The sequence below is a fragment of the Mesorhizobium sp. M7A.F.Ca.MR.245.00.0.0 genome (assembly GCF_003997415.1).
GTDB lineage: Bacteria > Pseudomonadota > Alphaproteobacteria > Rhizobiales > Rhizobiaceae > Mesorhizobium.
The window spans coordinates 242,820-268,125 of sequence record NZ_RZTE01000003.1; the positions used below are offsets into that span (position 1 = coordinate 242,820).

A 25,306-nucleotide genomic window follows, 5' to 3' on the forward strand; every position below is an offset into this window, starting at 1 on the left:
TCTCAACGCCCCGGCCGACACTTGCGCCGGTGGCGATCCTTATGTGTTCAGCGGGAAATGGCAGGTCAGACGGCTGTCGCCAACTGCGACCGGGACGGGGACATCCACCGCGCAGCGGCGCTGGGCCTGCGGACAGCGTGTGTGGAATTCGCAGCCTGAGGGGCGCGCCAGCAGGGAGGGAACGTCGGCCGGCAGCGTGATGCGCTGATGCACCCTGTCGGGATCGGGCTCTGGATTGGCCGAGAGAAGGGCCGCCGTATAGGGATGATGCGGCGCGCGGAAGATCGCTTCGGTTTCGCCCTGTTCGATGAAGCGTCCGAGATACATTACCGCCATGCGGTCGGCGATCTGGCGCACGACATGCAGATTGTGGGTGATGATCAGCATCGACAGGCCCATGCGGTCACGCAGGTCGTTGAGCAGGTTCAGCACCTCTCCCTGCACCGAGACGTCGAGGCCGGCTGTCGGCTCGTCGGCGACGACCAGAACCGGGTCCAGCGCGATCGCCCGCGCCACACCGACGCGGCGCGCCTGGCCGCCGGAAAGCTGGTGCGGGTAGCGGTCAGCGAAATCGCGCGGCAGCCCGACCAGTGCAAGAAGTCGTGTGACTTCGGCGTTGAGATCGCGATCCGACAGTCCGTGGATGACGAAAGGCTCCGACAGCAGCGACCGCACGCTGAGCCGTGGTGACAGCGATCCGACCGGATCCTGGAACATCATCGGCATGCGCCGCCGCACCGGTTTCATGGCGGCGTTGGACAGGCCTTGCAGTTCCTGCCCTTCAAACAGGATCGTGCCCGCTTTCACCGGCTGAAGACCGTTGAGCGTGCGCGCCAGCGTCGTCTTGCCCGAGCCGGATTCGCCGACCAGCGCGAAGGTGCTGCCTCGTTGAAGCGTGAAGCTGACACCGGACACCGCTTCGATCTCGGTGGCCCGCCCCGCGAGCCTGGCGGACAGGCCGCCAACCCGGAACGAGACTCGCAAATCGCTGACGCGGAGCAGGTCGTCGGAGCTCATGCGTTCATCGCTCCCAAGGGAATGTCCGCATGCCAGCAGTGGGCGATGTGAGACCCACCGAGGATTGCGCTGGGAGGCGTCGTCAGGCATTGGGCGTCGGCGCGATCGCAGCGCGGCTGGAAGACGCAGCCGCTTGGTCGGCGGCGCAGATCCGGCAAGGTCCCGGCGATGGTCGGCAGGCGGGCAACCCGCTGCGACAGCCGCGCGGGATCACAGGCCAAAAGCTTCTGCGTGTAGGGATGGCGCGCATCGTGGAAGATCTCGCGAGTCGTGCCGCTCTCCACCACCTCACCGGCATACATCACGATCATCTCGTCGCAGAGTTCGGCAATCACGCCCAGATGATGCGAGATGAACAGCACCGAGCAGCCGATGTCGCGCTGCAGATCCTTGAGCAGTTCGATAGTGGCCACCTCCAGCGTGGCATCGAGCGCAGTCGTCGGCTCGTCGGCGATCAGCAGCGCCGGTTCCATCATCAGCGCCATGGCGATGGCGATCCGCTGCTTCATGCCGCCGGAGAACTCGTGCGGAAACTGTGTCAGCCGGCTTTCCGGATCGGGAATCCGCACCTTGCGCAGCATGGCGACCGAGCGCGCATCCTTGTCCCGCTTAGACAGGTTCGAGCGATACTGGATGTCGCGCATCTGGCGCCCCACCGACAGCACCGGGTTGAGCGCACCCATCGGGTCCTGGAAAACGGTGGCGATCCTGAGACCGCGCAAGCCGCGCATCGCGGTGGGGTCGAGCCGGGCAAGGTCTTTGTCGCCCTCGAAGATGATCTCGCCCGATGTGATTTCACCATTGTCGGCGAGCAGGCCGAGAATGGCGTTGATGAGCGTTGATTTCCCGCAGCCGGATTCGCCGACCACGCCGACGCTGCGGTTGGCCGGCACGGAAAAGCTCACCTGCTTCAGCGCCTCCAGTCGCCCACTCTCGGTGTGGAAGGCGACGCTCAGATTCTTGACCTCGAGAACCGTCATGAGCGCCCCTTCAGCCGGGGATCGAAGAGGTCGCGCAGCGTCTCGCCGAAGAAGGTGAAACCGAGTGTCGTCAGCACGATCGGCAGGCCGCCGGCAATCACGATCCAGTAGGAATCGCGAATGTTGGCGAAGCCGTCATTGAGGATCGCGCCCCAGCTCGGCGTCGGCGGCCGCACGCCGAGCCCGAGAAAGCTCATGCCGGCCTCGATCGCCACCACCACGGGAATGTCCATCGATATCAAGATCAGGATCGGGCCGATGATGTTGGGCAGGATATGGACGCGCAGGATGCGGCCCGCACTGGCGCCCATCGAGCGCGCCGCCATGACATGTTCGGCTGATTTGAGCACCAGCGTCTGGGTTCTGATGATGCGGGCATAACCCGGCACATTGACCAGCATCACCACCAGCACCACCGCGTAGAGCGAGGGGCCGAACAGGGTGACCAGCGTCAGCGCCAGCATAACGGTGGGAAAGCTCTTCACCGCGTCGAAGATCAGCAGCAGCACATTGTCGAGCCAGCGCGGCCCATAGCCTGCGATCAGCCCCAGCACGACGCCGACAACCAGCGACACCGCTGTCGCGCCCAGCGCGATCAAAAGCGCGACGCGCCCGCCATAGAGCACCCGGGTGAGAAGATCGCGGCCGAGATGGTCGGTGCCGAGCAGATGCAGCAGGCTCGGCGAAGCGAAGCGTTCGGCCGGCGATATCTTGCTCGGCGCATAGCTGGTCAGGAGGCTGGCGAAGACCGCTGACAGCACCACGACCGTCACCAGCGTCAGACCGATGGCGCCCAGCGGCTCGCGCATGATGCGGCGCACGGTGCGCCATATCATGCCGAGACGGAAGCTGCGGGACGGCAGCTCAGTTGAAACTTGATCTGACACGGGGATCCAATAGGCCGACCAGGATGTCGGCCGCTACGTTGACGAGGACGAAGAAGACCGTGGTGACCAGCACGGCTCCGGAGACGATTGGATAGTTGCGCACCGAGATCGCCTCATAGACCAGCTTGCCGATGCCGGGACGGGCGAAGACGATTTCGGCGAAGACCGAAGACGACAGCATGTGGCCGATGCCGACGCCGAGCAAGGTGATGGTCGGCAGCACGGCGATGCGCAGCGCATAGGTGTAGACGATCCGGTGCTCGGTCAGGCCGAAGGCGCGCGCCGTGCGGATATGGCTGGCCTCCAGTGTCTCCAGCATCGAGGCGCGCACCATGCGCGAGATGTAGCCGATCCAGCCAAGGCCGACCGCCAGAGACGGAAGGATGAGGTGCTGAAGCCGGCTGGCGAGGTCGCCCGGTTCGCCGGCGCCGATCGCCGGCAGCCATTGCAGGGCGACCGCAAACACCAGCAGCGAATAGATGGCGACGACGAAGGATGGCACGGCGATCATCGCCACCGACAGCACCCCGATCACCTGATCGACAAAGCCGCCGCGCCGCACCGCCGCGATGCAGCCAAGCGGGATGCCCAGCGCCACCGACCACGTGATGCCGCCGACCACCAGCGCCAGCGTGAACGGAAGCTGTTCCATCACCACGTCCAGAACTGGCCGATCTGATAGCACCTCGGTGCCGAGATCGCCGCGCAAGACCGATCCGTAGAAATGCAGGAACTGCCGCCAAACCGGCTGGTCGAGGCCCATGCGTACGCGCAGCGCCTCCATCATCTCCGGCGTCGCGCGCGGCCCCAGCGCGACGGAGGCCGGGTCGCCGGGAATAAGGTAGACCATGGCGAACATCATCATCATGGCGACGCTGATGATGATGGCGCCAAGCCACAGACGCTTGAGGGCGTAGCGGATCATTTTCGGTACCTGTCGGATGGTCTTTGGCCGGGGCGAGCCCCGCCCGCCGATGTCATGCCGGTTTGAAGTCGGTGAACACGGGTTCGCCGTTCGGCTTCAGGCCGGCCACAAGCGTGTCTCGATTCATGATGCCGGTGACCTCATGCGTCAGGAAAACGTAGTTGCCGTTCTCCTCCATCAGGTCCTGCAGCTTCTTGTAGATGACATCGCGTTTTGCCGGGTCGAGCTCGACCATGCCCTCGGCGTTGAGCTTGTCGAATTCCTCGCTGGAAAAACGCTCCCAGTTCCAGACGCCGATCTGGTCGCGGGTGAACCAGGCGGTGGCCCAGCTCGGGTCCGGCTGCATGGAGAAGCGGCTGATGATCATCTGCAGCTTCTTGTAGTAGTCGCCTTCCTTGGCGCCAAGCGTCCAGAAGGTGCCGCTGTCGTTCTGCTTGATCTCCACAGTGAGACCGACATCCTGCAGGTTCGACTGCACGACCTGCGCCGCGGTCAGCCGCTCGGTCTTGTTGAGGATGTCGAGCGTGATCGTGGTGCCGGCCAGCCCCTCCTTGGCGATCATGTCGCGGGCGCGGTCCGGATCGAAATCGAAGAGGTTCTTCTCGCGATGGCCGGGCAGACCGGGCGCGATGATGCCGGTGGCCGTGGCGGCCGCACCGAAATAGGCGGCGTCGACCACCGCCTTGCGATCCACCGCGTGCTGAACCGCGCGGCGCATGTTCGGATTGTTGAAGGGAGCGACATCCTGGTTCATGCCGAGCCAGACAAAGGCCAGCGAAGGCTTCTCGACGACGGTCGTCTTTGGCGGCGGTGTCTGCTTCAGCCGCGAGATCGAGGAGACCGCGGTCCAGGTGTAGTCGAGGTCGCCGGCCTCATAGCCGAGTTCGGCGGTCTTCTCGTCCTCGATCGGATGGATGTGGATTTCCGCGAAGGCGCCTTGCTCGTACTTCCAGTCGGGATTGCGCACCAGCACCGTGCGCTGCTTGGGCAGCCATTCCTTCAGGATGTAGGGGCCCGACTGGGCCACCGGCTTGACGCCCATCTTGCCGCCGAGCTCGGTTATGGCGCGCTTCGACAGGATGGTGCCGGACGGCGTCGGCAAGGTCGACGTCCACAGCGGCGCGAAGGCCTGCTTCAGGTGGATCAGCCCCGACAGCTTGTCCTTGACCTCGACTTCCTTGAGCGTTGCCCAGTCGCCGGAATAGGGGCTTTTGTTGGCGGGGTCGGCGATGCGTTCGATCGAAAACTTGACGTCTTCCGCCGTCATCTGGCCGTAGCCGTCTGTGAAACCGATATTGTCGCGCAGCTGGAAGGCGACGGTCAGCGGGTCGAGCTGCTTGATCGTTTCCGCCGCCATCGGTCGCCAGCCCCAGCTATCGCCCGGCGTGGTGACGACGAGGCCGGCGAAGATGACGCTGGTGATGTCGCCTTCAGGCGCCGCCAGCCGGAAGCAAGGGTCGAGCGTCTGGATGTCGGCGTAGGATCGCACCTTGAGGATCGGCCCGTCGCTCGACCAGGAAACTTTTGGATTGACCATTGAGGCGAGGCCGAAAGCGCCGGCTCCGGCGAGCAAGCTGCGGCGCGAAACCCTGGTGTCGGCTAGAATGGACATGCTCTACCCCTCTGCTGTTTTCGTTGTCTTGTTTTTCAGGCCGCAGGCCATTCTCCAAGCCGGGCCGAATGTGTCTGTCAGCTAAAACTGCTAATAATAGACATCTATGTCTAGCGAAAATTTGCCGGCATGTCCGAATCTTGGATACGGACGATCTTGCGGGAAATCTTGATATCCGATCCGACCCCGCCGCTGCGTCGGCATAGGCAAGCGGCTAAGCGCGAAATGTGATCGCGCACACGGTGCGGCCTGGTCCGCCATTCGGTGGGGCCTGGATCAAGAGCTGGAGCGGAGACGCGCTCTCCGCTACCTTCACTTCCAGATTTCAGCCGCCAGGCGCACGAAATTGCCACCCAGGACATCGCGCACCGTCTGCTCGGACTGTCCGCGGCGGAGAAGAACCTCGGTCAGTTCGCGCATCTGACCTGGAGCCGAGTAGGTAGTCGCCCCCTCTGGATATTCGCTCTTGGGCCAGAATTGCGGGTTGTCGGAAATGATGCGGTCGATGCCTTTGACATCAACCGGAAAGGCGTAGTCCAGCCCGATGCCGACATGATTTGGGCCAGCCAGGTCGACGAGATATTCGATGTGGTCAGCCAGCCTGTCCGAGTCCGTCCGCCCTTCTCCCAGGAAACGATTGAGCCCGACGATCGCGACGATGCCGCCGGTGCGCGCGCAGGCCTTTATCTGCTCGTCGGTGATGTTGCGGCCATGGCCGCACAGGGCCTTGGCGTTGGAGTGCGAGAAGATGACAGGGCGGTTCGAGTATTCCATCACCTCCATCGAGGTGCGGTAGCCGGTGTGGGTGACGTCGACGAACATGCCGAGACGGTTCATCTCGTCGATGACCTCGCGGCCGAACGCCGTCAGGCTGGTCTCGACATCGTGGCAACCGCCGCCGGCGAGGTTGTTCCTGTTGTAGGCGAACAGGATCTGGCGCACACCCAGATGGTGATAGAACTCGACCATTTCGATGCGGCCGTCGAGCGCGTTCATGCCCTCGATGTCGAAGGTGATCGCCAGTTTTCCTTCGAGCTTGGCCTTGCGGATTTCCGCGACGGAGGAGACCAGCGTGTAGTGCTCGGGATTGGCAAGGATCCAGTGACGGAAATTTGCGAGCGTCCGCACTGTCTGCTCCCAGGGCAACAGGTCGAAGCCGACATCGATTGACAGATAGTCGATGCCGGCGTCGCGCCAGATCTGCAGATTGTTCAGGTCCGCAGCCGGATCCGGCATGAAGCCGGAATGCGCGTCCCATATGATTTCACTGTCGAAAATGGCCTTGGCGGCAGTCGAAACGCGCACTTTTTTCCTCGCTCTCTCGGCAACACCAACAACGGAAGGCCAGATCAAGCGGCGTTCCGGATGTGTGATCCAGATGCAGTGCGCATCAAGTATCAGGCCACAGACACATGTGTCTAGACAGCTCCGAACGGGCCTGTATGGTCGCCGTCGCTGCATGTCGCTCCGACCGGGCCATCGGCAAAAGGGAGAACAAAGATGAGCTCAAACGGAAGCCATGGCGGGAGCGATAGCAGGCATATCGCCGTGATCGGCGGCGGCATTATCGGCTGCAGCGCGGCTTTCCATTTGCTGCGGTCCGGCGTGCGCCGGGTGACGGTCATCGATGCGGGTCAGCCGGGTGCCGCGACCACCAGCGCCGGCGCGGGCTTCGTCTCCCATTGGTCCGCCGGCATGATCCCGCTCGGTGAAGAAGGCCTTCAACTGCAGCAATATGGCCTCGATTTCTATCGCAGGCTGCACGAGGTCGGCGTCGAGATCGGTTATCGGCCAAACGGCACCTTGATCATGGCGCTGACCGAGGACGGGCGCGAGCGTTTCGTCCGACCGGTGCTGGACTCACCCTATGCCCCACCGGAAATGCAGGATTTGAACGCGGCGCAGATCGGCCAGAAGATGCAGGGCCTCATCGACCCGGCGCGGGTCCATTCGGCTGCCTACAATCCTCACGGCATCCAGCTCGACACCAAGCTGGCGATGGGGGTACTGACCGGCCAGATCAGCGAGCTCGGCGGTGTTTTTCGCAGCGGCACACGCGTGACGGCCGTCCATGATGCAGGCGATCGGGTGACCATCGAGACCGATCAGGGCAGCCTTGAGGCTGACGGCGTGATCGTTGCCGCCGGCGCCTGGAACAACCAGGTCATATCAGGCCTCGGCTGGAAGTTGCCGCTGCTGCGCGTCGTCGCGACGCGCATCGTCACCGACGATCGTGGGCTGCCGTCGGCCATTCCCACGGTCCAGTGCCGCGAATTGCGGCTGTGGCTGCGCGAAACATTCGGCGCCGTCATGTGGGGAACCGGCCGGCATTACAAACCTCTCTACAAGACCGACGACAACGAGATCGAACCTGGCCAGCCGCACAATATCGAGTTGATGCGGGAGACCTCCGAGCAGGAGCTTGCCGAGTTGCAGACTGTGTTCCCGCCGCTGCGCGGTTCGACGATCGCGAGCTGGGCGCAAGGCGTGCCGTGCTACACGCCCGACAACGGCCTTGTCGTCGGCAAGGTGCCCGGCAGCGACAATGTCGTGGTCGTCGGCGGCGACAATGAGAGCGGCGTCACCCATGGACCGGGTCTTGGCCGGCTATCCTGCGAACTGGTCCTCGGGCACACCCCGATCGTTTCCGCCGAGCGGTTCCGTGTCGATCGCTACGCCTCCGATGCCTTCAAGTCGGAGGCCGAGATCGAGGCCGCCATGCCGGCCTGGGGCGCGCGTCATGAAGCGTCGCGGTTTGGTCGCGAGGCCTGATCTGTTAGCTGTCGCCGACGCTGGCCAGCAGCGCCTGCGCCACCGCCCTGACCACCGGGCCGGCATTCTTCCTCATGACGATGTGGAAGGAGCCGGCGTGGCGACGCGAGGTTTTCGTCAGCCGGACGAGCTGGCCGCGACGCAGATGCTCATCGGCGAATCCCGCCCAGGCGAGTGCCGCGCCGCGCCCGGCGATGGTTTCGTGGATCATCGACATGTAGCTGGTGAACCGAGGCCCATCGAGCTTCCGCTCGGTTCCGATCCATGACTGCCAACTGTCGATCGCGCCGGGCGGCGTCACCTGGTGCAGCAGCGGCACCGCCAGGAAACCCTCGGGGTCCTCCGAGGCGAGCGCCAGGTAACGCGCCAGGAACGCCGGTGCGCAAACCGGGAACCATTCGCCGTCGAGCAGTTTGTCGGCCACGAATTCGGGCCATTGCCCGGCTTCGCCGAAACGGATCGACAGCGCCACTTCGGGCTGGTCGAAATCCCTGTAATCGGTGGATGTCTGCAAAAGCACCCGGTCGCCGGCCACCCGCGATGTGATGAGGTCGAAGCGCGGCATCAGCCATGCCTGCGCGAAATCGTGGCTGCAGCCGACCACGAATGTATCGCTGTCGTGCGCGGTCAAATCCTCGACCGTTTGCCTGATGGTGCCGAGACCCTCGCGGATCGCTTCGGCCAGCGTGTTGCCGGCCCCGGTGACGGCGACGCGGTTGCCTTTGCGCGTGAACAGCTCGACCGACAACTGGCGCTCGAGATTGGCGACATGCCGGCTGACCGCCGATTGTGCGATGTTGAGCTCCTGCGCGGCCAGCGTCAGCCCGCCATGCCTGGCGGCAGCCTCGAAGACGACCATGGCGTTCAGCAGGGGAAGCGATGTCTTGAGGGTTTTCACGATCCGAACCTGCATTCATGCCTTTTCGATATGGAGGTCTATTATTTCTGTATTTGCGGCAAGCCTTTCCGCATCGCACACTCTATCGAAAAATCATCCTAACGCCAGCGAGCAGAAAGGTGTTTGCCGTGCAGGCCTACACACCGAACAGCCAGCCTATCGACAGAAGCGAGACCGTCAGGCTGATCGACCGGCAACGTCCGGACTGGTCGCTGGAACAGGCCTTCTATGCCGACCCTGCGATCTTCGCGCTGGAGCGTGACTTGTGGTTCCCACGCCAATGGATGCTTGTCGCCCATTCCAGCGAGGTGCCTGAAAAGGGCCGCTACATCGTGCGCCAGCTGTTCGACGAGGAGATCATCGTCGTGCGCTTCGGCGATGGCGAGGACGACATCGCGGCCTATTACAATGTCTGCACCCATCGCGGCTCGCGGCTCTGCGCCAAAGATGGTCGCGGCAAGCTTCTGGTCTGCCCCTATCATGCCTGGTCGTTCAGGCTGACCGGTGAATTGCAGTCGCGGCAGGATCTGCCGGCAAGCGTCGATCCGGAAGCGCTGGGACTGCACCGCGTGCCCTGCAAGGGTTTCGGCGGCCTCGTCTTCTGCGGCCTCGATGCTAGTTCGCTGCCCGACATCCAGCCTGTCGCGGACGGGCTGACGGGCGGCTTGCGCGAAAACGGCCTCGACCGTGCACGCATCGTCGCCCGCAAGAATTATCTGACCAAGGCGAACTGGAAGCTGGTGCTCGAGAACTTTCTCGAATGCTATCACTGCCGGCCGGCTCATCCCGAATATTACCGCGTCAACGGCCATGTCAAAGTGACCGCGACCCGCGATGCCGACAAGGCGGTCGAGTGGCAGAACGAAATCGAGGCCTGGCACAGCGTCATCGGCGATGCCGAATTCCACAAGGGCGCATGGCAAGCAGGCGACCTCGACACGATGCCGTTTGCCATGCACCGCAAGCCGATCGGCTCCGGCCGTAACACGCTGTCCAATACGGGCGAGGGGGTCTCGTGCCTGATGGGTGGTCGTCACGCCTATGATGGCGGCGAAAGCGGCTTTCGCCTCGGACGCCTGTCGTTTGCAAGTGCTGCCAATGATTATGTCACGCTGTTCCAGATGATACCGCGCAACGCCATGGAAACAGACGTCATCCTGACCTGGCTCGTCGACAAGGATGCCGATAACGACATCGACGCCGATGCGATCAGCTGGATGTGGGACGTCACCACGGTGCAGGACAAGAAGATCACCGAGGACAATGCCGACGGCATTATGTCCCGTGCCTACCGGCCAGGCCCCTACACGCCGCTGGAAAGCCAGACCTCGTTCTTCGTGCAGACCTATCTGTCGGAACTCCGCTCGCTGATCACCGGCACGCGCGGCGCGACCGTCAGCCAGTGGTCCGCGCCGAAGGAACTTTTCGCATCGCCGAAGGCGGCGAGCTGCAACACGCGGCTCTGACCCGTGGCCGAAGATGCCTCTTTGAGGCGTCGCATTCCGATGCCATATGAAGGTGGCCGACGGAATGTTGCGGGAGAGACAGTTTATGACCAAAGGTTCGGACTTGTTCGTCGCGGCCCTTGAGAACGAAGGGGTCGAACGGATTTTCGGCATTCCCGGCGAAGAAAATCTCGATATCGTCGAATCCATCCGCCGCTCCTCGATCCAGCTGATCCTGACCCGCCACGAGCAAGCAGCCGCTTTCATGGCCGCCACCTATGGCAGGCTCACCGGCAAGGCAGGTGTGTGCATCACCACGCTTGGCCCAGGCGCGCTCAATCTTTCGACCGGTTCGGCCTATGCGCTGCTCGGCGCGATGCCGATGATCATGATCACCGGCCAGAAGGGCATCCTGTCATCCCGGCAGGCGCGCTTCCAGATCGTCGATATCGTCGCGGCGATGAAGCCGCTGACCAAGCTGTCGCGCCAGATCGTCTCGCCGAAGATGATCCCCTCGCTGGTGCGCGAAGCTTTCCGTGTCGCCCAGGAAGAACGTCCCGGCCCCGTACATCTGGAACTGCCGGAAGACATTGCGGCGGCCGAGTGTGAGCCGATCGCACTGGTGCCGACGCACCCGGTCGAACTGCCGCTGGCCAGCCCGGGTGCGCTTGATCGCGCCGCCCTTATGATCATGGAAGCCAGGCGCCCGCTGCTGATGTTCGGCGCGGCGGCGTCGCGTCCGCGCGTGACCCCCGATGTCGCGCAGTTCGTGCTGCGGACGCAAATTCCCTATATCACCACGCAGATGGGCAAGGGAACCGTGCCCGGCGGCACGGAGCTCTATATGGGAACGGCAGCCCTTTCGGAGCGCGACTATGTGCATGAGGCCATAGAGCAGGCCGATCTGATCATCACCATCGGTCACGACACGGTGGAGAAGCCGCCCTTCATCATGGGGGCGAAGGGGCCGAAGGTCATTCATGTCGGCTACCATTCAGCCGATGTCGAGCAGGTCTATTTCCCGCAAGCCGAAATCGTTGGCGACCTCGGTCCTTCGCTGGCGCTGTTGGCCGACCGCATCGAGGGCAAGATCCCCAACGCACAGGCCTTGCTGCCGCTGCGCGAAGGCATTCTGAGCCGGATCGCCGCGCGCGCCACCGAAGACCGTTTCACGCCGCAGCGCATCGTGCATGACGTGCGCGCCGTGATGCCGGCGGACGGAATCCTGGCTCTCGACAACGGCATGTACAAGATCTGGTTCGCGCGCAACTACCGGACGCGCATGGCAAACACGATCCTGCTCGACAATGCGCTGGCCACCATGGGCGCGGGCTTGCCGTCGGCGATGATGGCGGCACTGCTCTATCCGCAGCGCCGTGTCATGGCCATCTGTGGCGATGGCGGGTTCATGATGAACAGCCAGGAACTGGAAACCGCCGTCAGGCTCAAGCTCAACCTGGTCGTCCTGCTGCTCGAGGACCACGCCTACGGCATGATCCGCTGGAAGCAGGCGGTCGATGCGTTCCCGGATTTCGGCATGACTTTCGGCAATCCCGATTTCGTCAAGTATGCCGAGGCCTATGGCGCCAAGGGGACCAGGGTTGCGGAGATCACCGACTTGCGGCCGGTGCTGGAACAGGCCTTCACCGGCGGCGGCGTGCATCTCGTCGTCGTGCCCATCGACTATTCCGAAAACACCAGGGTGCTTGTCGACGAACTGCGCGAGCGGCTGCCAGCGCCGCAGACGCCCTGACGGCAGCGACAAGCCGCCGTCAGGATTGCTTGGGCGGAAGACCCTACACCTTGCAGTAAGGCGTCACCGGCTCGATGGTGCCGAAGTCCTTAGCGATCTCGTAGCCGATGCCGTCGGCCGCCGCCTTGCCTACATAGGAATGGCACAGCGTGTGGTTGTTGGTGGCGTCGACACGGATCTTGCCTTGCGGTGCGTCGAACTCGATCGACGGCAGCGCGGCCAGCACATCATCGTCCTTCAACGATCCAGCCTTCTCGGCGGCCAGCGCATAGAGATGCAGGCCGTTGTAGCCGGCCTCGCCGATGCCGTTGACCATCTTCTCCTGGCCGAATTTCTCGCGGAAGCTCGAGATGAACTTCTTGTTGACCGGGTTGTCCAGCGCCATCCAGTAGGGTTGCGGTGCATAGGTGCCGGCCGCCACGCCGGGCGGCAGCGCGTCCTTGTTGAAGACCTCGTCGAGCGGGGCGATCAGCGGCTGCTTGATGTCGAAGCTGCGATACTGCTTGAGCTGGGTGACGGCGTCGTTGCCGACCACCATCGACCAGACGACATCGGGCTTCAGCGACTTGATCTTCTGGAAGGCCGGGCCGAAATCGGTGGTGCCGAACGGATAGTAGTCGGCGCCGATGATCTTGCCGCCGGCCTTCTCATAGGCCGCCGTGATCGCCTCGGTCATCTTCTGCGGCCAGGCATAGTCCGAAGCCATGACATAGATCGTCTTGCCGAGGTTCTCGGCCACCCACGGCATCATCGGGTCGACCTGCTGCATCGGGATCGGGCCGGTGGCGACGAAGTAGCGGTTGCATTCGCCGCCTTCGAAATTGGTCGGGTAGAAGAACAGCTTCTTGGCCTTCGAGGTGACCGACAGCGTGGCGCTGCGCTCGGGCGAAATGATCGTGCCCATGATCACGTCGACCTTGTCTTCGTTGATGAGCTTGCGCGCCTTGTCGATGGAGCCCTTGGTCGTGGTCTGGTTGTCCTCGATGATGAGCTCGACCTGGCGTCCGCCAATGCCGTTGGCGGCGTTGAGCTCGGCGGCGGCCAGCTTGTAGCAATTGAGCAGCGTCTCGCCGAGGATCGCCTGCAGCCCGGTGATCGGGATCGACAGGCCGACCTTGACGGTGTCGGCGGCGCGCAGGATCGAAGGCGCGCCGACGATGGCGAAGGCGGCCGCGGCGCCGCCGGATTTCAAGACAGTTCTTCTGCTTATCATTGTTGTGTTCCCTTCCAGTCCCAGGCGCGCCCCATGCACGCCTTACAAGTCAACAAGCTCCCAGGCGCGCTTCACGCGCGCCTTATAGGGCCAACAGGTCCTTCAGCAGGGTCTCGTCGGCGAAGGTCTCAGGCGCACCTTCGTGGACGATCCTGCCCTTCTCCATCACCAGGCAGCGGTCCGATGCCTTGAGAACGAGATCGAGATTCTGCTCGACAAGAATGATCGCGATGCTGCGCTCGCGGGCGATGCGCGGCACCAGTTCGGCGATCGACTGCACGATGTTCGGCTGGATGCCTTCCGAGGGCTCGTCGAGCAGCAGCACCGAGGGCAGGCCGCATAGCGCGCGGCCGATCGCCAGCATTTGCTGCTGGCCGCCCGAAAGTGTGCCGGCAACCTGCGCTTCGCGCTCCCGCAGGATCGGAAAATAGCCGAAGATGTCGTCCGGGATGCCGCCGTCGCCACGGTCCTTGGCGGCGCGGGTGCCGACTTCCAGGTTTTGCCGCACTGTCAGCTGGTTGAAGATCCCGCGTCCCTGCGGCACATGCGCGATGCCTGCGCGCGCGCGGCGGAAAGCCGGAGCGTTGGTGAGATCCTTGTCTCCGAGAACCACCGCCCCGCCGCTTGCCCGCAAGCCGCCGGAGATGACGCGCAGCAGCGTTGTCTTGCCTGCGCCGTTGCGGCCGAGCAAGCCCACGACTTCGCCCGGCGCGACGCTGAGGTCGATGCCGTTCAGCACGGGGAGCAGACCGTAGCCGGCCGACACCGCCATCGTTCGCAGCATGATCAGCGCCTCCCCAGATAGACATCGCGGACCATCTCGTCGGTCTCGATGTCATGGAAAGGACCGCTGCGCAGCCGGCGTCCCTGATGCAGCACCAATGTCTCGCAGTTCAGCGCCCGCACGAAGCGGATGTCGTGCTCGACGGCAACGATCGAGAACTCGCCCTTGAGGCGCAGCAGCATCTGCGCCGTCGCCAGCGTCTCCTGCGGCGTCATGCCGGCAGTGGGTTCATCGAGCAACAGCAGGCGCGGCTCTATCGCCAACGCCATCCCGATCTCCAGCCATTGCTTCTGGCCATGCGCGAGCTCGCCGGCCAGCGTGGCGGCACGGTTACCGAGCGCGACCAGTTCCAAGAGTTCACCAACCGGGCGCACTGGCGAAGGCGCGCCCCAGCGCGCGACCTTCAGATTGTCCTCCACCGAGAGGTTCGGGAAAACCGAGGGAATCTGGAATTTGCGGGCGATGCCGAGCCGGGCGATGCGATGCAGCGGCAATCCGGCGATGTCATGGCCGAGGAAGCGCACGCTGCCGCTGGTCGGACGCAGCGTGCCGGTCAGCACGTTGAGGAAGGTGCTCTTGCCAGCGCCGTTCGGCCCGATGATGCAGCAAAGTTCCTTGTCTCGTACGGTGAGGTTCAGAGCCTCCAGCGCCTGCAGTCCGCCAAAGCGGATACCGACATTTTCAGCCTGCAGCAGGATGTCGCTCATTGCGCGCGCCTCCCGCCCTTGAACAGGCCTTTCAGCCGCGCGTAGATCGACAGGATGCCATCCGGCAGGACGAAGACGATGATGACGAAGACACAGCCGAGCAGCAGCGGCCACAGGCTCGGGTTGAAGCTGCTGATCGTCTGCTGGGCGCGCTGAATGAAGATGGCGCCCAGTACTGGCCCAAGCAGCGTGCCGCGTCCGCCGACCGCCACCCAGACGATGACTTCCGTAGACAGAAGCAGCCCGGACAGATCGGGTGCCACCAGCCCGGCCATACAGACATAGAGGGCGCCGGCAAGGCCGGCGATCGCCGCCGACAGGACGAAAGTGACAAGCAGCCGCAATGGCGCATTGTGGCCGAGCGCGGCCGCCCGGATTTCATTGTCTTGAATGGCGGTCAGCACTGTGCCCCAGCGGCCACGGCTGATCAACCAGAGCGCCAGCACCGTCATGGCGACGATGGCCGAGACGAAGATGTAGCTGGGCAGATCCTGGCTGAGATCGACGTGCAGCCCGCCAAGATCGAACTCGATCGGCGGGATGCCGATCAGGCCGCTGTCGCCGCCGGTAACCGAGCTCCAGGAGACCGCGGCCTGCTGGCAGATGACGCCCATGGCCAGCGTGACGATGGTGAAATAGCTGCCACGGATGCCGCCGAAGAACAGGAAGTAGCCGATGATGGCGGCGACGAAGGCCGCACCCGCCACCGCACCCATGATGCCGAGTAAGCTTCCAAAGGGGATGGCATCATTGAGTGTGACCAGCGCCATGATGTAGCCGCCGATGCCGAAAAAGGCGGCGTGGCCGAAACACAGGATTCCGGTGCGGCCCCAGAAGAAGTCGAGGCTCGCCGCGAACAGGCCGAAGATCAGCGCGTCGCGGATCACCGTCAGCTGATAGCCGCCGGCAAAGAACGGATAGATGATCGCGAGCGCCACGCAGGTGGCGAAGATCAGCAGCCAGTTGCGATCACGGGCGATCATCGCGACGCTCCGTTGAACAGACCGTTGGGCCGCAGACGGACAGCGACGATGGCAGCCAGCAGCACGATCGCCTGCGCCAGCGACGGCGAGATCTGATAATTGAGGATGCTGGTCAGCCCGCCGACAAAGACGCTGCCGGCGACAAGGCCGCCAATCGAGCCGACGCCACCGACGATGACGACGAAGAAGGCGTTGGCGAGATAGTTCACCCCCATCTGCGGCAGCACGATCGCCAGTGGCGCGACCAGTCCGCCGGCAAGCCCGGCGATGGCCGCGCCGAAGGTGAAGGCAATGGCGTAGGTACGCCGCGTGTTGATGCCGACGCCCTCGGCCATCTCGCGGTTCTGGATGACGGTTCGGATATCGAGGCCGAAGGGCGTCCGGCTGATCAGCAGGATGACGCCGAGCAAGGTCAGCATGGCGATGCCGATCAGGATCAGCCGGTAGGCCGGATAGACGGTGAAGACGAGATCGAGCGTGCCCTCGATCGGCGGCGTCACCGGCTTGGCGCCGAGGCCGAAGGTCAGTTCCAGCCCTTGCTGCAGGATCAGGCTGACGCCCCAGGTGGCGAGCACGGTCGAGACAGGCCTGGAATAGAGATGGCGGATGATGGCGAATTCGAGGATGCAGCCGACCACCGCGCCGGCGATGGGCGCGGCGGCCAGGCCCAGCCAGAAAGAGCCGCCTATGCTCTGGACGAAATAGACAGCGAAGGCGCCGACGGTGACGAACTCGCCATGCGCCAAATTGGTGACGTTCATCAGCCCGAAGCTGATCGCCAGCCCGAGCCCGACCAGCATCAGGATGCTGATCAGCGTCAGAGCATTGAGCAGCGTGGTGATGAGAAAATCCATCGCGTCAGGCCGCGCTTGCGAGACGTTGGCGCAGGCCGGCGAGCAGCCCCTCTGCGGCATCGATCGCAGCAGCCTGGTGTGGCTGCAGATCCTGCCCAGCCCACTCGTCGATATGGTCCGACAGCGGATCGACCACTTCGGTACGGTGATTGGCCAGCGTCTCGATGACGGCATGGCCGCAGAACGGCACATAACCTTCGGAGTAGCCGCCCTCATGGGTCATGATCAGGCGTCCTTGCGATGTTTCCGCGGCCAACGCCACCATGCGCGCGGCGAGCCGCCTGAAGCATTCGCTGTTGAGCATCATGCGGCCGAGCGGATCAAAGCCTGACGCATCGAAGCCGGAAGCGACGATGACGAGGTCCGGTCTGTAGGCGCGCAGCGCAGGTGCGATGACGCGGTCGAAAGCCGCTTCATAGGCGCCGGTGCCGCTGCCCCCCGGCAGAGGTATGTTCATGTTGTAGCCTTTGCCGGCATCTTTCCCGTTGTCGGCCAGCGCACCGCGCCCGGTCGGGTAGAGATTGTCCTGATGCACGGAAATGGTCAGCACCGACGGGTCGGAATAGAACACCGTCTCGGTGCCGTTGCCGTGGTGCACATCCCAGTCGACTATCGCCGCGCGCCCGAGCAAACCTTCATGCTGCAGCCGGCGGACAGCAACGCCGATGTTGGAGAACAGGCAGTTGCCCATCGCCTGGTCGGGTTCGGCATGATGCCCCGGCGGCCGCGCCAACGCATAGGCATTGTCGACGCGGCCGGTAAGCACCGCGCGCATGGCGGCATAGGTGGTGCCGGCCGACAGCAGCGCGATGTCGAAGCTGTTGAGACCGATCGGCGCCTGTGGTCCGGCGAAACCGGAGCCACGCTCGCTCAGCATGCGGATATCGTCGACATGGCGTTGCGTGTGCACGCGCAGCAGGTCCTCGATCGAGACTGGCTCTGGGATGATCGGCACCAGATGACGCGACAGGCCACTGACCTGGATGAGGTTGTTCAGCCGGCGCTTCGAGCCGGGCGATTCCAGATGGCGGCCGGGTTCCACAAAGCGGCCGGGCGGCATCATGTCGGCACTGGAGCCGGTGTCATGCCACATCAGCTGTTCGTGAAAAACGTAGCCTGTCGCCATCCGCAGCGTCCTCTGAAAACCAGGTGACGCTAGCAGGCTAACGATTATGTGGCCCGACCCGAAAGAGGGGCTGTGCCAGATGTCTATGCCCCTCCTTTCGGAGGGGTATGGGCGCCTGCGGACCCTTGCGCGGCGCGCACGGCCTGGACCCGGTTGGTCACCGCGAGCTTGCCGAAAATGTTCTTCAGATGCCACTTCACCGTGGTTTCGCTCACCGACAGCGCAAGGGCGATATCGCGATTGGACATGCCCTCGGCGAGATAGCGCAGCAGTTCGGCCTCGCGCTGGGTGAGCTGTTCCTTCTCAGCGGCTGGTGCGGCCAGCTTGCGCGTCGCCACGGGCATCGCCTGCGCGGCATCGATGATGCGTGCTGCATAGGCTGACAGCGCGGGATCGGTCTTTGCCTGAGCCGCACGCAGCCGCATCAACCCTTCGACGACAGACCTTCCCTCGTCGACGAAGGAACGGATGAAACCAGAGGGTTGTGCGAGGCGCAGCGCGTCGAGCAGAGTGCGGTCTGCCTCGCGTTGATCGTGGGCAGCGCTGGCCGCCTTGGCGCGCAGGATCAGCGCCAATATATGGCGACGCATGCGGCCGCTGGTTCTCGTGCGCTCCAGAAGCGCGTCGAAAACCCCCGCTGCATCGGCATAAGATTTCTCGGCGGTCAGCAGACGGCCCTCGGCGAAGAATTCGAACTCATTGGCGGTGGTGATGGCCATCGAAGCCTCGGTCCCTTCGCCGCGATGCTCGGTCAGCAGCGCGCGCGCCTCGACATTGCGGTTCTGGTCGAGCAGCACACGTATGCGGTCATGCACGATCATCGATGCCAGGCGGCGATAGACGGTGCCGCGCACACGTTGATAGATGCGCTCAAGCATATCCAGTGCCGCTTCGGTGCGGCCGGTCAGCTGCAGCACGCGGGCATAGGTCGGCACGCTGGCCAAGGGATAGACGATCACCGCAGCGCCTTCGATCTGCGGTCCGAGATTCTCGACCAGCGTCAACGCCTCGCCCGACGCATTGGTCTCGTAGGCGAGTTCGGCAAGCAGCGTTCCGGCTAGGGCTTCGCCATAGGAGTTTGCACCGATCCGCGCCCTGGCCTCGATGATGGCGTTGCGCAGCAGCCGCTCTGCGGCGGGCAGGCGGCCCGCCGAACGCTCGATCACGGCCATGTAGCAATTGGCGATGGTGACGCCGAGCAGGCTGCCGCTTCGCTCGTGCGCCCGTCGTGCCGCGTCGATGGCGGCGCGGGCACCTTCGAGGTCGCCCAGCGCATAGAGGTTGTAGCCTATGACGTTGGCGGTCGCGCCCTCCATGAACCAGGCATCGGGCGCAATGACGCGCAGGGCCGCAAGGGCTGTGTCGCGCGCCTGATCGAACTGCTCCAGCGTGCTGTGCACGGCAGCGGCGAGGACCACGAGTTCGGCCTTTATCGTCGTGCCGGTCATGGTGCCCGGGTCACTGCCGTCGGCCGGTCCGGCCTCGACCAGCTTGCGCGCGTTGCTAAGCGTCTGCTGCGCAATCTCGGGTTGGCTGCTGTGCACCGCCAGCCACAGCACGACGAGTTGCAGCCGGATGCGCTGGTCAATCAGCGTCCTCGGCAGCAGCGCAAGCAACTGACGCACATAGAGGAGCTGGCACTGGGCGATGAGGTCGAGCGCATTGTTCTCGACGAACACCGCCGCGCGGGCCTGGTCGCCGGCGGCCAACGCGTGCCCGATCGCCTCTGTCAGCATCTTGCGCTCGCCGAACCATTCGGCGGCCGCCAGATGCAGCGGCGCGATCATCTCCGGTTCGCGCCGCTCCATTTCGCGGCTGAGGAAATCGCGGAACAGATGATGGTAGCGAAACCAGCGCCGTTCTTCGTCGAGCGGCACCAGGAACAGGTTGCGCGTCTCGATCTCGGTAATCGCCGCCTCGGCATCGGCCGCCCGCATCACCGCTCGGCAGGCCTCGGCACTGAAGCGTTCGAAGATCGAACTGTAGAGCAGGAATTTTGCGATTGCCGGCGGCAGTTCCAGGAACACTTCGCCCATCAGGAAGTCGGCGACGTTTCGGTTGGCGCCGGTGAAGTTGCCGATGACGGTTTCGGGTGCATGTGCGGCACTCAGCGACAGCGAGGCCAGTTGCAGGCCGGCGGCCCATCCTTCGGTGCGCGAGCACAGGGTTTCCACCGCACCGCTGCTGACGCTCAAGCCCAGCTTGTCGTTGAAGAAGGCTTCCGCTTCTGACGAGGCGAAGCGCAGATCGTCCGGGCCGATTTCGAAGACGTCGCCAAGCACCCGGAGCTTGCCGAGCTGCAGGTCGGGCAGGCTGCGCGAGCCGATGACGAAGGCGACGTTTGCCGGCGCCTGCCGGGTCAGACGCTCCATGAACCGCTTCACCGCCGGCGCCTCGACGGCGTGGTAATCGTCGAAGAACAGGGTGATGTCGGCCTGGCGCGCCGCCAGACCCGCCACAAGTGCCGAGAGCACGACATCGAGCTGGGGGATCGGGCTCGACTGGAAGGCAAGATCGAGTTCCGCCGGACTCTGGACCAGTTGGCGCAGCGCGCCCACCAGATGCGACAGGAAGGCGCCCTCGTCATTGTCGGTTGCCTCGCAGGACAGCCAAGCGGTCAGCCGACCGTGGCGCGCGACTTCCGCGGCCCATTGCGCCATCGTCGTCGATTTACCAAAGCCGGCGGGCGCGGCGAACAGCACGATGCGCGTGTCGATATGGCGCTCCAGCGTCGACAGGATGGTCTCGCGGCGAACCCATCGGCGATGGTGCGGCGACGCTTGGCTGACGGATTGCGGGGCTGTTCTCATCTAGGTCCGCGCAACTGTCGCTTTTCCGGGGAAAGCGCGGCTCCCTTGCCATTGCTCCACTCCGTTTCGATCAGCGGAATCTGCGGTGCGGCATCGCGCGGCAAGGTTCCCTTGATCCGGGGATCGTCGACGATCTCAAATCCGGTCGCGAACGGCACGAACCCGCAGGCACTGTAGAACCCGATGACACTGTGATGATCGAAGCTGCTTGTATGCAGCCAGATGCGGCTCGGGTTGAGACACCATGCGAGGTCCAGTGCCCCGGCCATCAGCCGTTTGCCGAAACCCCTGCCGGTCAGGGACGGGAACAGGCCAAAATAGATGATCTCGATCTCGCTGCTGTCGGCGACGAAGAATTCGACCATACCGAGATGGGCGCCGGTCTCGTCATGGCCGTAGTAGAGATGCTGGCGCGGGTCGGCGAAATGCTCGGTGATTTCGGCATCGGACATTTCGGAAACACGGTCCCAAAGCCAGGGCGTGCCGATCTCGAGGAAGATCGCCCGATAGGAAGCGCAGTCGGGCGTCGTGATCCGTGTCATGGCCAAGGGGTGCGCGAGATCGGGCTGCGGCGAGCGCGCCTCCATCCACGTCACCGCATTGGCAAGCTTGCCCGCCGGCAGGCGATGGTAGCCAACGGCAAGATCGGTGATTTCGGCCGGCATCGTGTCTTCGGTGATCAACGCATTCCCCGTCATGTCTTCCAGAGATAGCAGTATCGGCTTGCTGCATCCGATGCCAACTCCCCAAGACCATGGCAGCATCGAACGGCAAACCTTGGACTGAAAGTTTGGCGCGTATGCCTCTTGCATTTCACAGGAATGGCATATGAGATATGATACACCATTCAGAAGAAAGTGAAATATGATGCCTGAGCGGATTGCGGACGAGGCCATTCTGAGCGCGGTCGATGACGGCTTCGCGCGGCAGCTAGCGTTTCTGCAAGAGCTCGTGCGTTTTCCTTCACAGCGTGGCGAGGAACATGCCGCACAATCGTTCATGGCGGCTGCCTTTGAGGCCGACGGCTATGCCGTCGACATGTGGCGCGTCGATGTCGATGCGATTCGCGACCTGCCGGGTTTTTCACCCGTGGCAGTTTCTTATGACGACGCCTTCAATGTCGTTGCCACGCATACGCCGCGAAACGCGACCGGCCGCTCGCTGATCCTCAACGGCCATATCGATGTCGTTCCGACCGGACCGCTCGACCGCTGGGTGCGCGATCCCTACGACCCGGTGATCGAGGACGGCTGGATGCATGGCCGCGGCGCCGGCGACATGAAGGCCGGCCTGTCCGCCTGTCTCTATGCGCTGACCGCCTTGCGCAGCCTTGGCTATCAGCCGGCCGCGAACGTTTACCTGCAGTCGGTAGTCGAGGAAGAGTGCACCGGCAATGGTGCGCTTGCCTGCCTGCAGCGCGGCTACCGCGCCGACGCCGCCTTCATTCCCGAACCGCTGGAGCCGAAGCTGATGCGGGCACAGGTCGGGCCGATCTGGTTCCGGGTCGAGGTCGACGGCGATCCGCAGCACGCGTCGGGTGCATTCTCGGCCGGCGCCAATGCCATCGAAAAGGCCTTCGTCATCATCCAGGCGCTGAAGCAGCTCGAAATCGTGTGGAATGCGCGCAAGGTCGACGACAAGCATTTCCATGATCACCCGCACCCGATCCGCTTCAATCTCGGCAAGATCGAAGGGGGCGAATGGACATCGAGCGTTCCGGCGCGATGTGTCTTCGAGATGCGCGTCGCCACCTATCCCGGCCAGAGGCTCGAAGACGCGAGAGCCGAGCTCGAGGCCTGTATCGCCGAAGCGGCGCGTGCCGATCCGTTCCTGGCCAATCGTCCGCCGAGCCTCACCTACAACGGCTTCATGGCCGAAGGCTATGTGCTGGAGGGTGCCGACGAGATGGAATCCGTGCTGCGCCGCAGCCATACCGCCGTCTGGGGCGAGCCGCTGACGGAACACGTCACCTCGGCGACGACGGATGCACGCTTCTTCGGCCTCTATGCCGACACGCCGGCGATCGTCTATGGCCCGATCTGCCGCATGCCGCATGGCTATGACGAGGCCGTCGATCTCGACTCGGTGCGCAAGGTCACCCAGACCATCGCGCTGTTCATCGCCGACTGGTGCGGGCTCGAACCTATCGAGGCTAAGCCATGAATTCGGCTGTCCCCGATGCATTCGGCGAAACACTCGCCGAGGACGCGCCTGACGTGTCGACGGTCGACGCGCTCGCCATCCTGCGCCGGCACTATGGGCTGACCGGCACCGCGCGTCCGCTGCCTGGCGAACGCGACCACAATTTCCACATCCAGGCCGACGGCGAGCGTGAGTTCGTTCTAAAGATCTCCCATCCGGCGGAAGAGGCCGGCTTCACCGATTTCCAGAACAAGGCGCTCGACCACATCCTTGCAGTCGACCCCACCTTGCCGGTTCCCTCGGTGCGCAAAAGCCTTGAAGGCGAGCCGCAATTTGCGGCCAGTGTTGGTGGATCGGCGCCGCGCATCATCCGGCTGGTGACTTATCTGCCCGGTCAGCTGCTGTCGCGCTCGCCGACTTCCGATGCGCAGGATCGCAATCTCGGCGTCTTCCTGGCCCGCCTTGGCCGGGCGCTGCGCGGTTTCTTCCACCCGGCCGCCGGCAGCGACCTGCTCTGGGATATCCGTAAGGTCGCCAAGACGCGGCCGATGATGGCGCATATCAGTGACGTTGGCCGGCGGGCGATGGTCGAGCGCGCGATCGACTCCTTCGAGCAGCATGCGGCGCCGGTCATCCAGACCCTGCGCGCGCAGATCGTCCACAACGACATGAACTCCTACAATGTGGTGATGGACGCGTCGCGGCCGGAGATCGTCAGCGGCATCCTCGATTTCGGCGACATGATCCATTCGCCGCTGATCTGCGACCTCGCCATCGGCGCCGTCTATCGCTGGCCGGCGGAAGGCCATCCGCTGGCGCCGGCCGCGCGCTTCGTCGCCGGCTATCAGTCCGTGCAGCCGCTCGAGGAGGAAGAGATCAGCATTCTCTTCAATCTGATCCGTGCCCGCCTTGCGCTCATCGTCAATATCGCCAGTTGGCAGGCCGAGCGCTTCCCGGCCAAGCGCGACTATGTGCTGCGCCTCGCCACCGAGGTCTGGGCCTCGCTTGAAAAGCTGGATGGTCTGTCATCCACCGATGCCCGCCGCTATTTTCTCGACAATTCCAATCCGGAGTAAATGCTCGTGTCCCAGTCCTCGCCATATCCTTCAAATGCCGACGCGGCAGCATCGGAGCGCGCGCTGCTCGAGCGCCGCGCCAGGCTGCTCGGGCCGACTTATCGCGCCTTCTACCGCAACCCGATCCATCTGGTGCGTGGCAGCGGTGTGTGGCTCTACGATGCCCAGGGTCGCAGATTCCTCGACGCCTACAACAACGTCGCCTCGGTCGGACACTGCCATCCGCGTGTCGTCGAGGCGCTGTCGGCGCAGGCCGCCACGCTCAACACCCACACACGCTATCTCAGCGAGATCATCCTCGACTACGCGGAGAAACTTCTCGGCACCGTGCCGGCCCACCTCGGCCATGCCATGTTCACCTGCACCGGCAGCGAGGCCAACGACCTCGCCATCCGCATCGCCCAGCATTCCAGCGGCGGCACCGGGGTGATCATCACCGACTTTGCCTATCACGGCGCCACCATCGCGACGGCGCAGCTGTCGCCGGCGGCGGTCGGGGCAAAGGGCGTGCCCGCGCAGCACCGCACCGTGACAGCGCCGGACACGTTCCGCGACCATGGCCGGGCCGCACATGATTTCGCCAGAAATGTCGCTGCCGCCATCGAAGATATGCGCGCAAAGAATATCCGGCCGGCCGCATTGCTTCTCGACTCGGCCTTTTCCAGCGATGGCATCTTCTTTCCGGATGCGGCGGTGATGCGCGAGGCGGCCGACCATGTAAAAAAGGCCGGCGGCATCGTCATTGCCGATGAGGTCCAGTCTGGCTTCGGCCGGCTCGGCCAGGGCATGTGGGGCTTCGCGAATTACGGCGTCGAGCCCGACATCGTCACGATGGGCAAGCCGATCGGCGACGGGCATCCGATGGGCGCCGTGCTTGTGCGGCCGCAGCTTGTCGCCTCCTTCGGCTCGAACACCGGTTATTTCAATACTTTCGGCGGCAATCCGGTCGCTGCCGCCGTCGGCCTCGCCGTTCTGGAGGTGATCGAAGGCGAAGGACTGATCGAGAATGCGCGCAATGTCGGCGCCTATACGGCTGAGCTGCTGCGCGCCCTGCAGAGCCGGCATGGCGCGGTCGCCGATATCAGGCACAACGGCCTTTATTTCGGTGTCGAGCTGACGGCGGACGGTGACGAGGCGCTGGCCGCCACCAAGACATCGGCGGTCGTCGAAGCCATGCGCGAGGACGGCGTGCTGATCTCGTCCTGCGGTCCGCGCGGCAATGTGCTGAAGATCAGGCCGCCACTGCCGTTTGCCAGGGACAATGCCGAGCAACTGGCCGAGACGCTCGATCGCGCGCTGTCGAACTGGTGATCGGGCCGATC

General features: G+C 64.0%; 21 protein-coding genes. 6 read left to right on the plus strand and 15 right to left on the minus strand.

The window, feature by feature from the left end; all coding sequences use genetic code 11:
• Positions 1-39: 39 nt before the first annotated feature.
• The 6 genes from EOB80_RS06095 to EOB80_RS06120 form a co-directional block, all read right to left on the minus strand.
• A complete protein-coding gene (locus EOB80_RS06095; protein WP_127327011.1) occupies positions 40-1,017 on the minus strand; it encodes an ABC transporter ATP-binding protein in 978 nt (325 codons plus the stop codon).
• The gene (locus EOB80_RS06100) at positions 1,014-1,997 is read right to left on the minus strand and encodes an ABC transporter ATP-binding protein (RefSeq protein ID WP_127327012.1); all 984 of its coding nucleotides are present in this window, start codon (positions 1,995-1,997) and stop codon (positions 1,014-1,016) included. The genes EOB80_RS06095 and EOB80_RS06100 overlap by 4 nt, the downstream gene beginning before the upstream one ends.
• The gene (locus EOB80_RS06105) at positions 1,994-2,833 is read right to left on the minus strand and encodes an ABC transporter permease (RefSeq protein WP_127268563.1); all 840 of its coding nucleotides are present in this window, start codon (positions 2,831-2,833) and stop codon (positions 1,994-1,996) included. The genes EOB80_RS06100 and EOB80_RS06105 overlap by 4 nt, the downstream gene beginning before the upstream one ends.
• A 28-nt stretch (positions 2,834-2,861) precedes the next feature.
• Complete coding sequence (locus EOB80_RS06110) at positions 2,862-3,809, minus strand: ABC transporter permease (RefSeq protein WP_127327013.1); 948 nt, start codon at positions 3,807-3,809, stop codon at positions 2,862-2,864.
• A 52-nt stretch (positions 3,810-3,861) separates the two neighbouring features.
• Entirely contained in the window at positions 3,862-5,421 is a 1,560-nt protein-coding gene (locus tag EOB80_RS06115) for an ABC transporter substrate-binding protein (RefSeq protein ID WP_127327014.1), read from the minus strand.
• Between the two features lie 312 nt (positions 5,422-5,733).
• Positions 5,734-6,726 (minus strand): membrane dipeptidase, encoded by a 993-nt coding sequence (locus EOB80_RS06120; protein WP_127327015.1) that lies wholly within the window; start codon positions 6,724-6,726, stop codon positions 5,734-5,736.
• A 195-nt stretch (positions 6,727-6,921) separates the two neighbouring features.
• On the opposite strand from EOB80_RS06120, the gene EOB80_RS06125 reads away from it, so the two are divergent.
• Positions 6,922-8,193 (plus strand): FAD-binding oxidoreductase, encoded by a 1,272-nt coding sequence (locus tag EOB80_RS06125; protein ID WP_127327016.1) that lies wholly within the window; start codon positions 6,922-6,924, stop codon positions 8,191-8,193.
• 4 nt (positions 8,194-8,197) lie between these two features.
• Here the strand turns inward: EOB80_RS06125 and EOB80_RS06130 are convergent, their stop codons facing one another.
• On the minus strand, positions 8,198-9,106 hold the full coding sequence (locus EOB80_RS06130; RefSeq protein ID WP_164762526.1) for a LysR family transcriptional regulator: 909 nt from the start codon (positions 9,104-9,106) through the stop codon (positions 8,198-8,200).
• A 113-nt stretch (positions 9,107-9,219) separates the two neighbouring features.
• Between EOB80_RS06130 and EOB80_RS06135 the strand changes: the two genes are divergently transcribed.
• Entirely contained in the window at positions 9,220-10,557 is a 1,338-nt protein-coding gene (locus tag EOB80_RS06135) for an aromatic ring-hydroxylating dioxygenase subunit alpha (RefSeq protein WP_164762527.1), read from the plus strand.
• 85 nt (positions 10,558-10,642) lie between these two features.
• Positions 10,643-12,289: an acetolactate synthase large subunit gene (locus EOB80_RS06140; protein WP_127327019.1), complete on the plus strand. Its 1,647-nt coding sequence runs from the start codon at positions 10,643-10,645 to the stop codon at positions 12,287-12,289.
• Positions 12,290-12,332: 43 nt separating this feature from the next.
• Here EOB80_RS06140 and EOB80_RS06145 read toward each other — a convergent pair whose 3' ends face one another.
• From EOB80_RS06145 to EOB80_RS06180, 8 genes are all read right to left on the minus strand, one after another.
• A complete protein-coding gene (locus tag EOB80_RS06145) occupies positions 12,333-13,502 on the minus strand; it encodes a substrate-binding protein (RefSeq protein ID WP_127327020.1) in 1,170 nt (389 codons plus the stop codon).
• A gap of 82 nt (positions 13,503-13,584) precedes the next feature.
• The gene (locus tag EOB80_RS06150) at positions 13,585-14,286 is read right to left on the minus strand and encodes an ABC transporter ATP-binding protein (RefSeq protein WP_127327021.1); all 702 of its coding nucleotides are present in this window, start codon (positions 14,284-14,286) and stop codon (positions 13,585-13,587) included.
• Positions 14,287-14,288: 2 nt separating this feature from the next.
• Positions 14,289-14,993 (minus strand): ATP-binding cassette domain-containing protein, encoded by a 705-nt coding sequence (locus tag EOB80_RS06155; protein WP_127327022.1) that lies wholly within the window; start codon positions 14,991-14,993, stop codon positions 14,289-14,291.
• Complete coding sequence (locus EOB80_RS06160; protein WP_127327023.1) at positions 14,990-15,976, minus strand: branched-chain amino acid ABC transporter permease; 987 nt, start codon at positions 15,974-15,976, stop codon at positions 14,990-14,992. Before EOB80_RS06160 ends, EOB80_RS06155 begins: the two co-directional genes overlap by 4 nt.
• A complete protein-coding gene (gene urtB / locus EOB80_RS06165) occupies positions 15,973-16,830 on the minus strand; it encodes an urea ABC transporter permease subunit UrtB (RefSeq protein WP_127320912.1) in 858 nt (285 codons plus the stop codon). The genes EOB80_RS06160 and urtB overlap by 4 nt, the downstream gene beginning before the upstream one ends.
• Positions 16,831-16,834: 4 nt before the next feature.
• Complete coding sequence (locus tag EOB80_RS06170) at positions 16,835-17,956, minus strand: class II histone deacetylase (protein ID WP_127327024.1); 1,122 nt, start codon at positions 17,954-17,956, stop codon at positions 16,835-16,837.
• Positions 17,957-18,039: 83 nt separating this feature from the next.
• Positions 18,040-20,766: a LuxR C-terminal-related transcriptional regulator gene (locus tag EOB80_RS06175; protein WP_127327025.1), complete on the minus strand. Its 2,727-nt coding sequence runs from the start codon at positions 20,764-20,766 to the stop codon at positions 18,040-18,042.
• A complete protein-coding gene (locus tag EOB80_RS06180) occupies positions 20,763-21,464 on the minus strand; it encodes a GNAT family N-acetyltransferase (protein WP_245466258.1) in 702 nt (233 codons plus the stop codon). The genes EOB80_RS06175 and EOB80_RS06180 overlap by 4 nt, the downstream gene beginning before the upstream one ends.
• Before the next feature lie 169 nt (positions 21,465-21,633).
• Between EOB80_RS06180 and EOB80_RS06185 the strand changes: the two genes are divergently transcribed.
• From EOB80_RS06185 to EOB80_RS06195, 3 genes are read left to right on the plus strand one after another with little or no spacing between them, the layout of a single operon-like run.
• Positions 21,634-22,929 (plus strand): ArgE/DapE family deacylase, encoded by a 1,296-nt coding sequence (locus EOB80_RS06185; RefSeq protein ID WP_164762537.1) that lies wholly within the window; start codon positions 21,634-21,636, stop codon positions 22,927-22,929.
• Positions 22,926-23,984, plus strand: coding sequence for a phosphotransferase (locus EOB80_RS06190; RefSeq protein ID WP_127327027.1), 1,059 nt, complete (start codon positions 22,926-22,928; stop codon positions 23,982-23,984). Before EOB80_RS06185 ends, EOB80_RS06190 begins: the two co-directional genes overlap by 4 nt.
• Positions 23,985-25,295, plus strand: coding sequence for an aspartate aminotransferase family protein (locus EOB80_RS06195; protein ID WP_164762528.1), 1,311 nt, complete (start codon positions 23,985-23,987; stop codon positions 25,293-25,295). It abuts the gene before it with no gap.
• Positions 25,296-25,306 lie beyond the last annotated feature (11 nt).

Coding starts and splice junctions, on each gene's coding strand:
- EOB80_RS06150 (WP_127327021.1), bottom strand. CDS start 14,286: ATGCTGCGAACGATGGCGGTGTCGGCCGGCTACGGTCTGCTCCCCGTG.
- EOB80_RS06125 (WP_127327016.1), top strand. CDS start 6,922: ATGAGCTCAAACGGAAGCCATGGCGGGAGCGATAGCAGGCATATCGCC.
- EOB80_RS06175 (WP_127327025.1), bottom strand. CDS start 20,766: ATGAGAACAGCCCCGCAATCCGTCAGCCAAGCGTCGCCGCACCATCGC.
- EOB80_RS06170 (WP_127327024.1), bottom strand. CDS start 17,956: ATGGCGACAGGCTACGTTTTTCACGAACAGCTGATGTGGCATGACACC.
- EOB80_RS06100 (WP_127327012.1), bottom strand. CDS start 1,997: ATGACGGTTCTCGAGGTCAAGAATCTGAGCGTCGCCTTCCACACCGAG.
- EOB80_RS06190 (WP_127327027.1), top strand. CDS start 22,926: ATGAATTCGGCTGTCCCCGATGCATTCGGCGAAACACTCGCCGAGGAC.
- EOB80_RS06095 (WP_127327011.1), bottom strand. CDS start 1,017: ATGAGCTCCGACGACCTGCTCCGCGTCAGCGATTTGCGAGTCTCGTTC.
- EOB80_RS06110 (WP_127327013.1), bottom strand. CDS start 3,809: ATGATCCGCTACGCCCTCAAGCGTCTGTGGCTTGGCGCCATCATCATC.
- EOB80_RS06155 (WP_127327022.1), bottom strand. CDS start 14,993: ATGAGCGACATCCTGCTGCAGGCTGAAAATGTCGGTATCCGCTTTGGC.
- EOB80_RS06180 (WP_245466258.1), bottom strand. CDS start 21,464: ATGACGGGGAATGCGTTGATCACCGAAGACACGATGCCGGCCGAAATC.
- EOB80_RS06145 (WP_127327020.1), bottom strand. CDS start 13,502: ATGATAAGCAGAAGAACTGTCTTGAAATCCGGCGGCGCCGCGGCCGCC.
- EOB80_RS06160 (WP_127327023.1), bottom strand. CDS start 15,976: ATGATCGCCCGTGATCGCAACTGGCTGCTGATCTTCGCCACCTGCGTG.
- EOB80_RS06130 (WP_164762526.1), bottom strand. CDS start 9,106: ATGCAGGTTCGGATCGTGAAAACCCTCAAGACATCGCTTCCCCTGCTG.
- EOB80_RS06185 (WP_164762537.1), top strand. CDS start 21,634: ATGCCTGAGCGGATTGCGGACGAGGCCATTCTGAGCGCGGTCGATGAC.
- EOB80_RS06105 (WP_127268563.1), bottom strand. CDS start 2,833: ATGATATGGCGCACCGTGCGCCGCATCATGCGCGAGCCGCTGGGCGCC.
- EOB80_RS06115 (WP_127327014.1), bottom strand. CDS start 5,421: ATGTCCATTCTAGCCGACACCAGGGTTTCGCGCCGCAGCTTGCTCGCC.
- EOB80_RS06195 (WP_164762528.1), top strand. CDS start 23,985: ATGCTCGTGTCCCAGTCCTCGCCATATCCTTCAAATGCCGACGCGGCA.
- urtB (WP_127320912.1), bottom strand. CDS start 16,830: ATGGATTTTCTCATCACCACGCTGCTCAATGCTCTGACGCTGATCAGC.
- EOB80_RS06140 (WP_127327019.1), top strand. CDS start 10,643: ATGACCAAAGGTTCGGACTTGTTCGTCGCGGCCCTTGAGAACGAAGGG.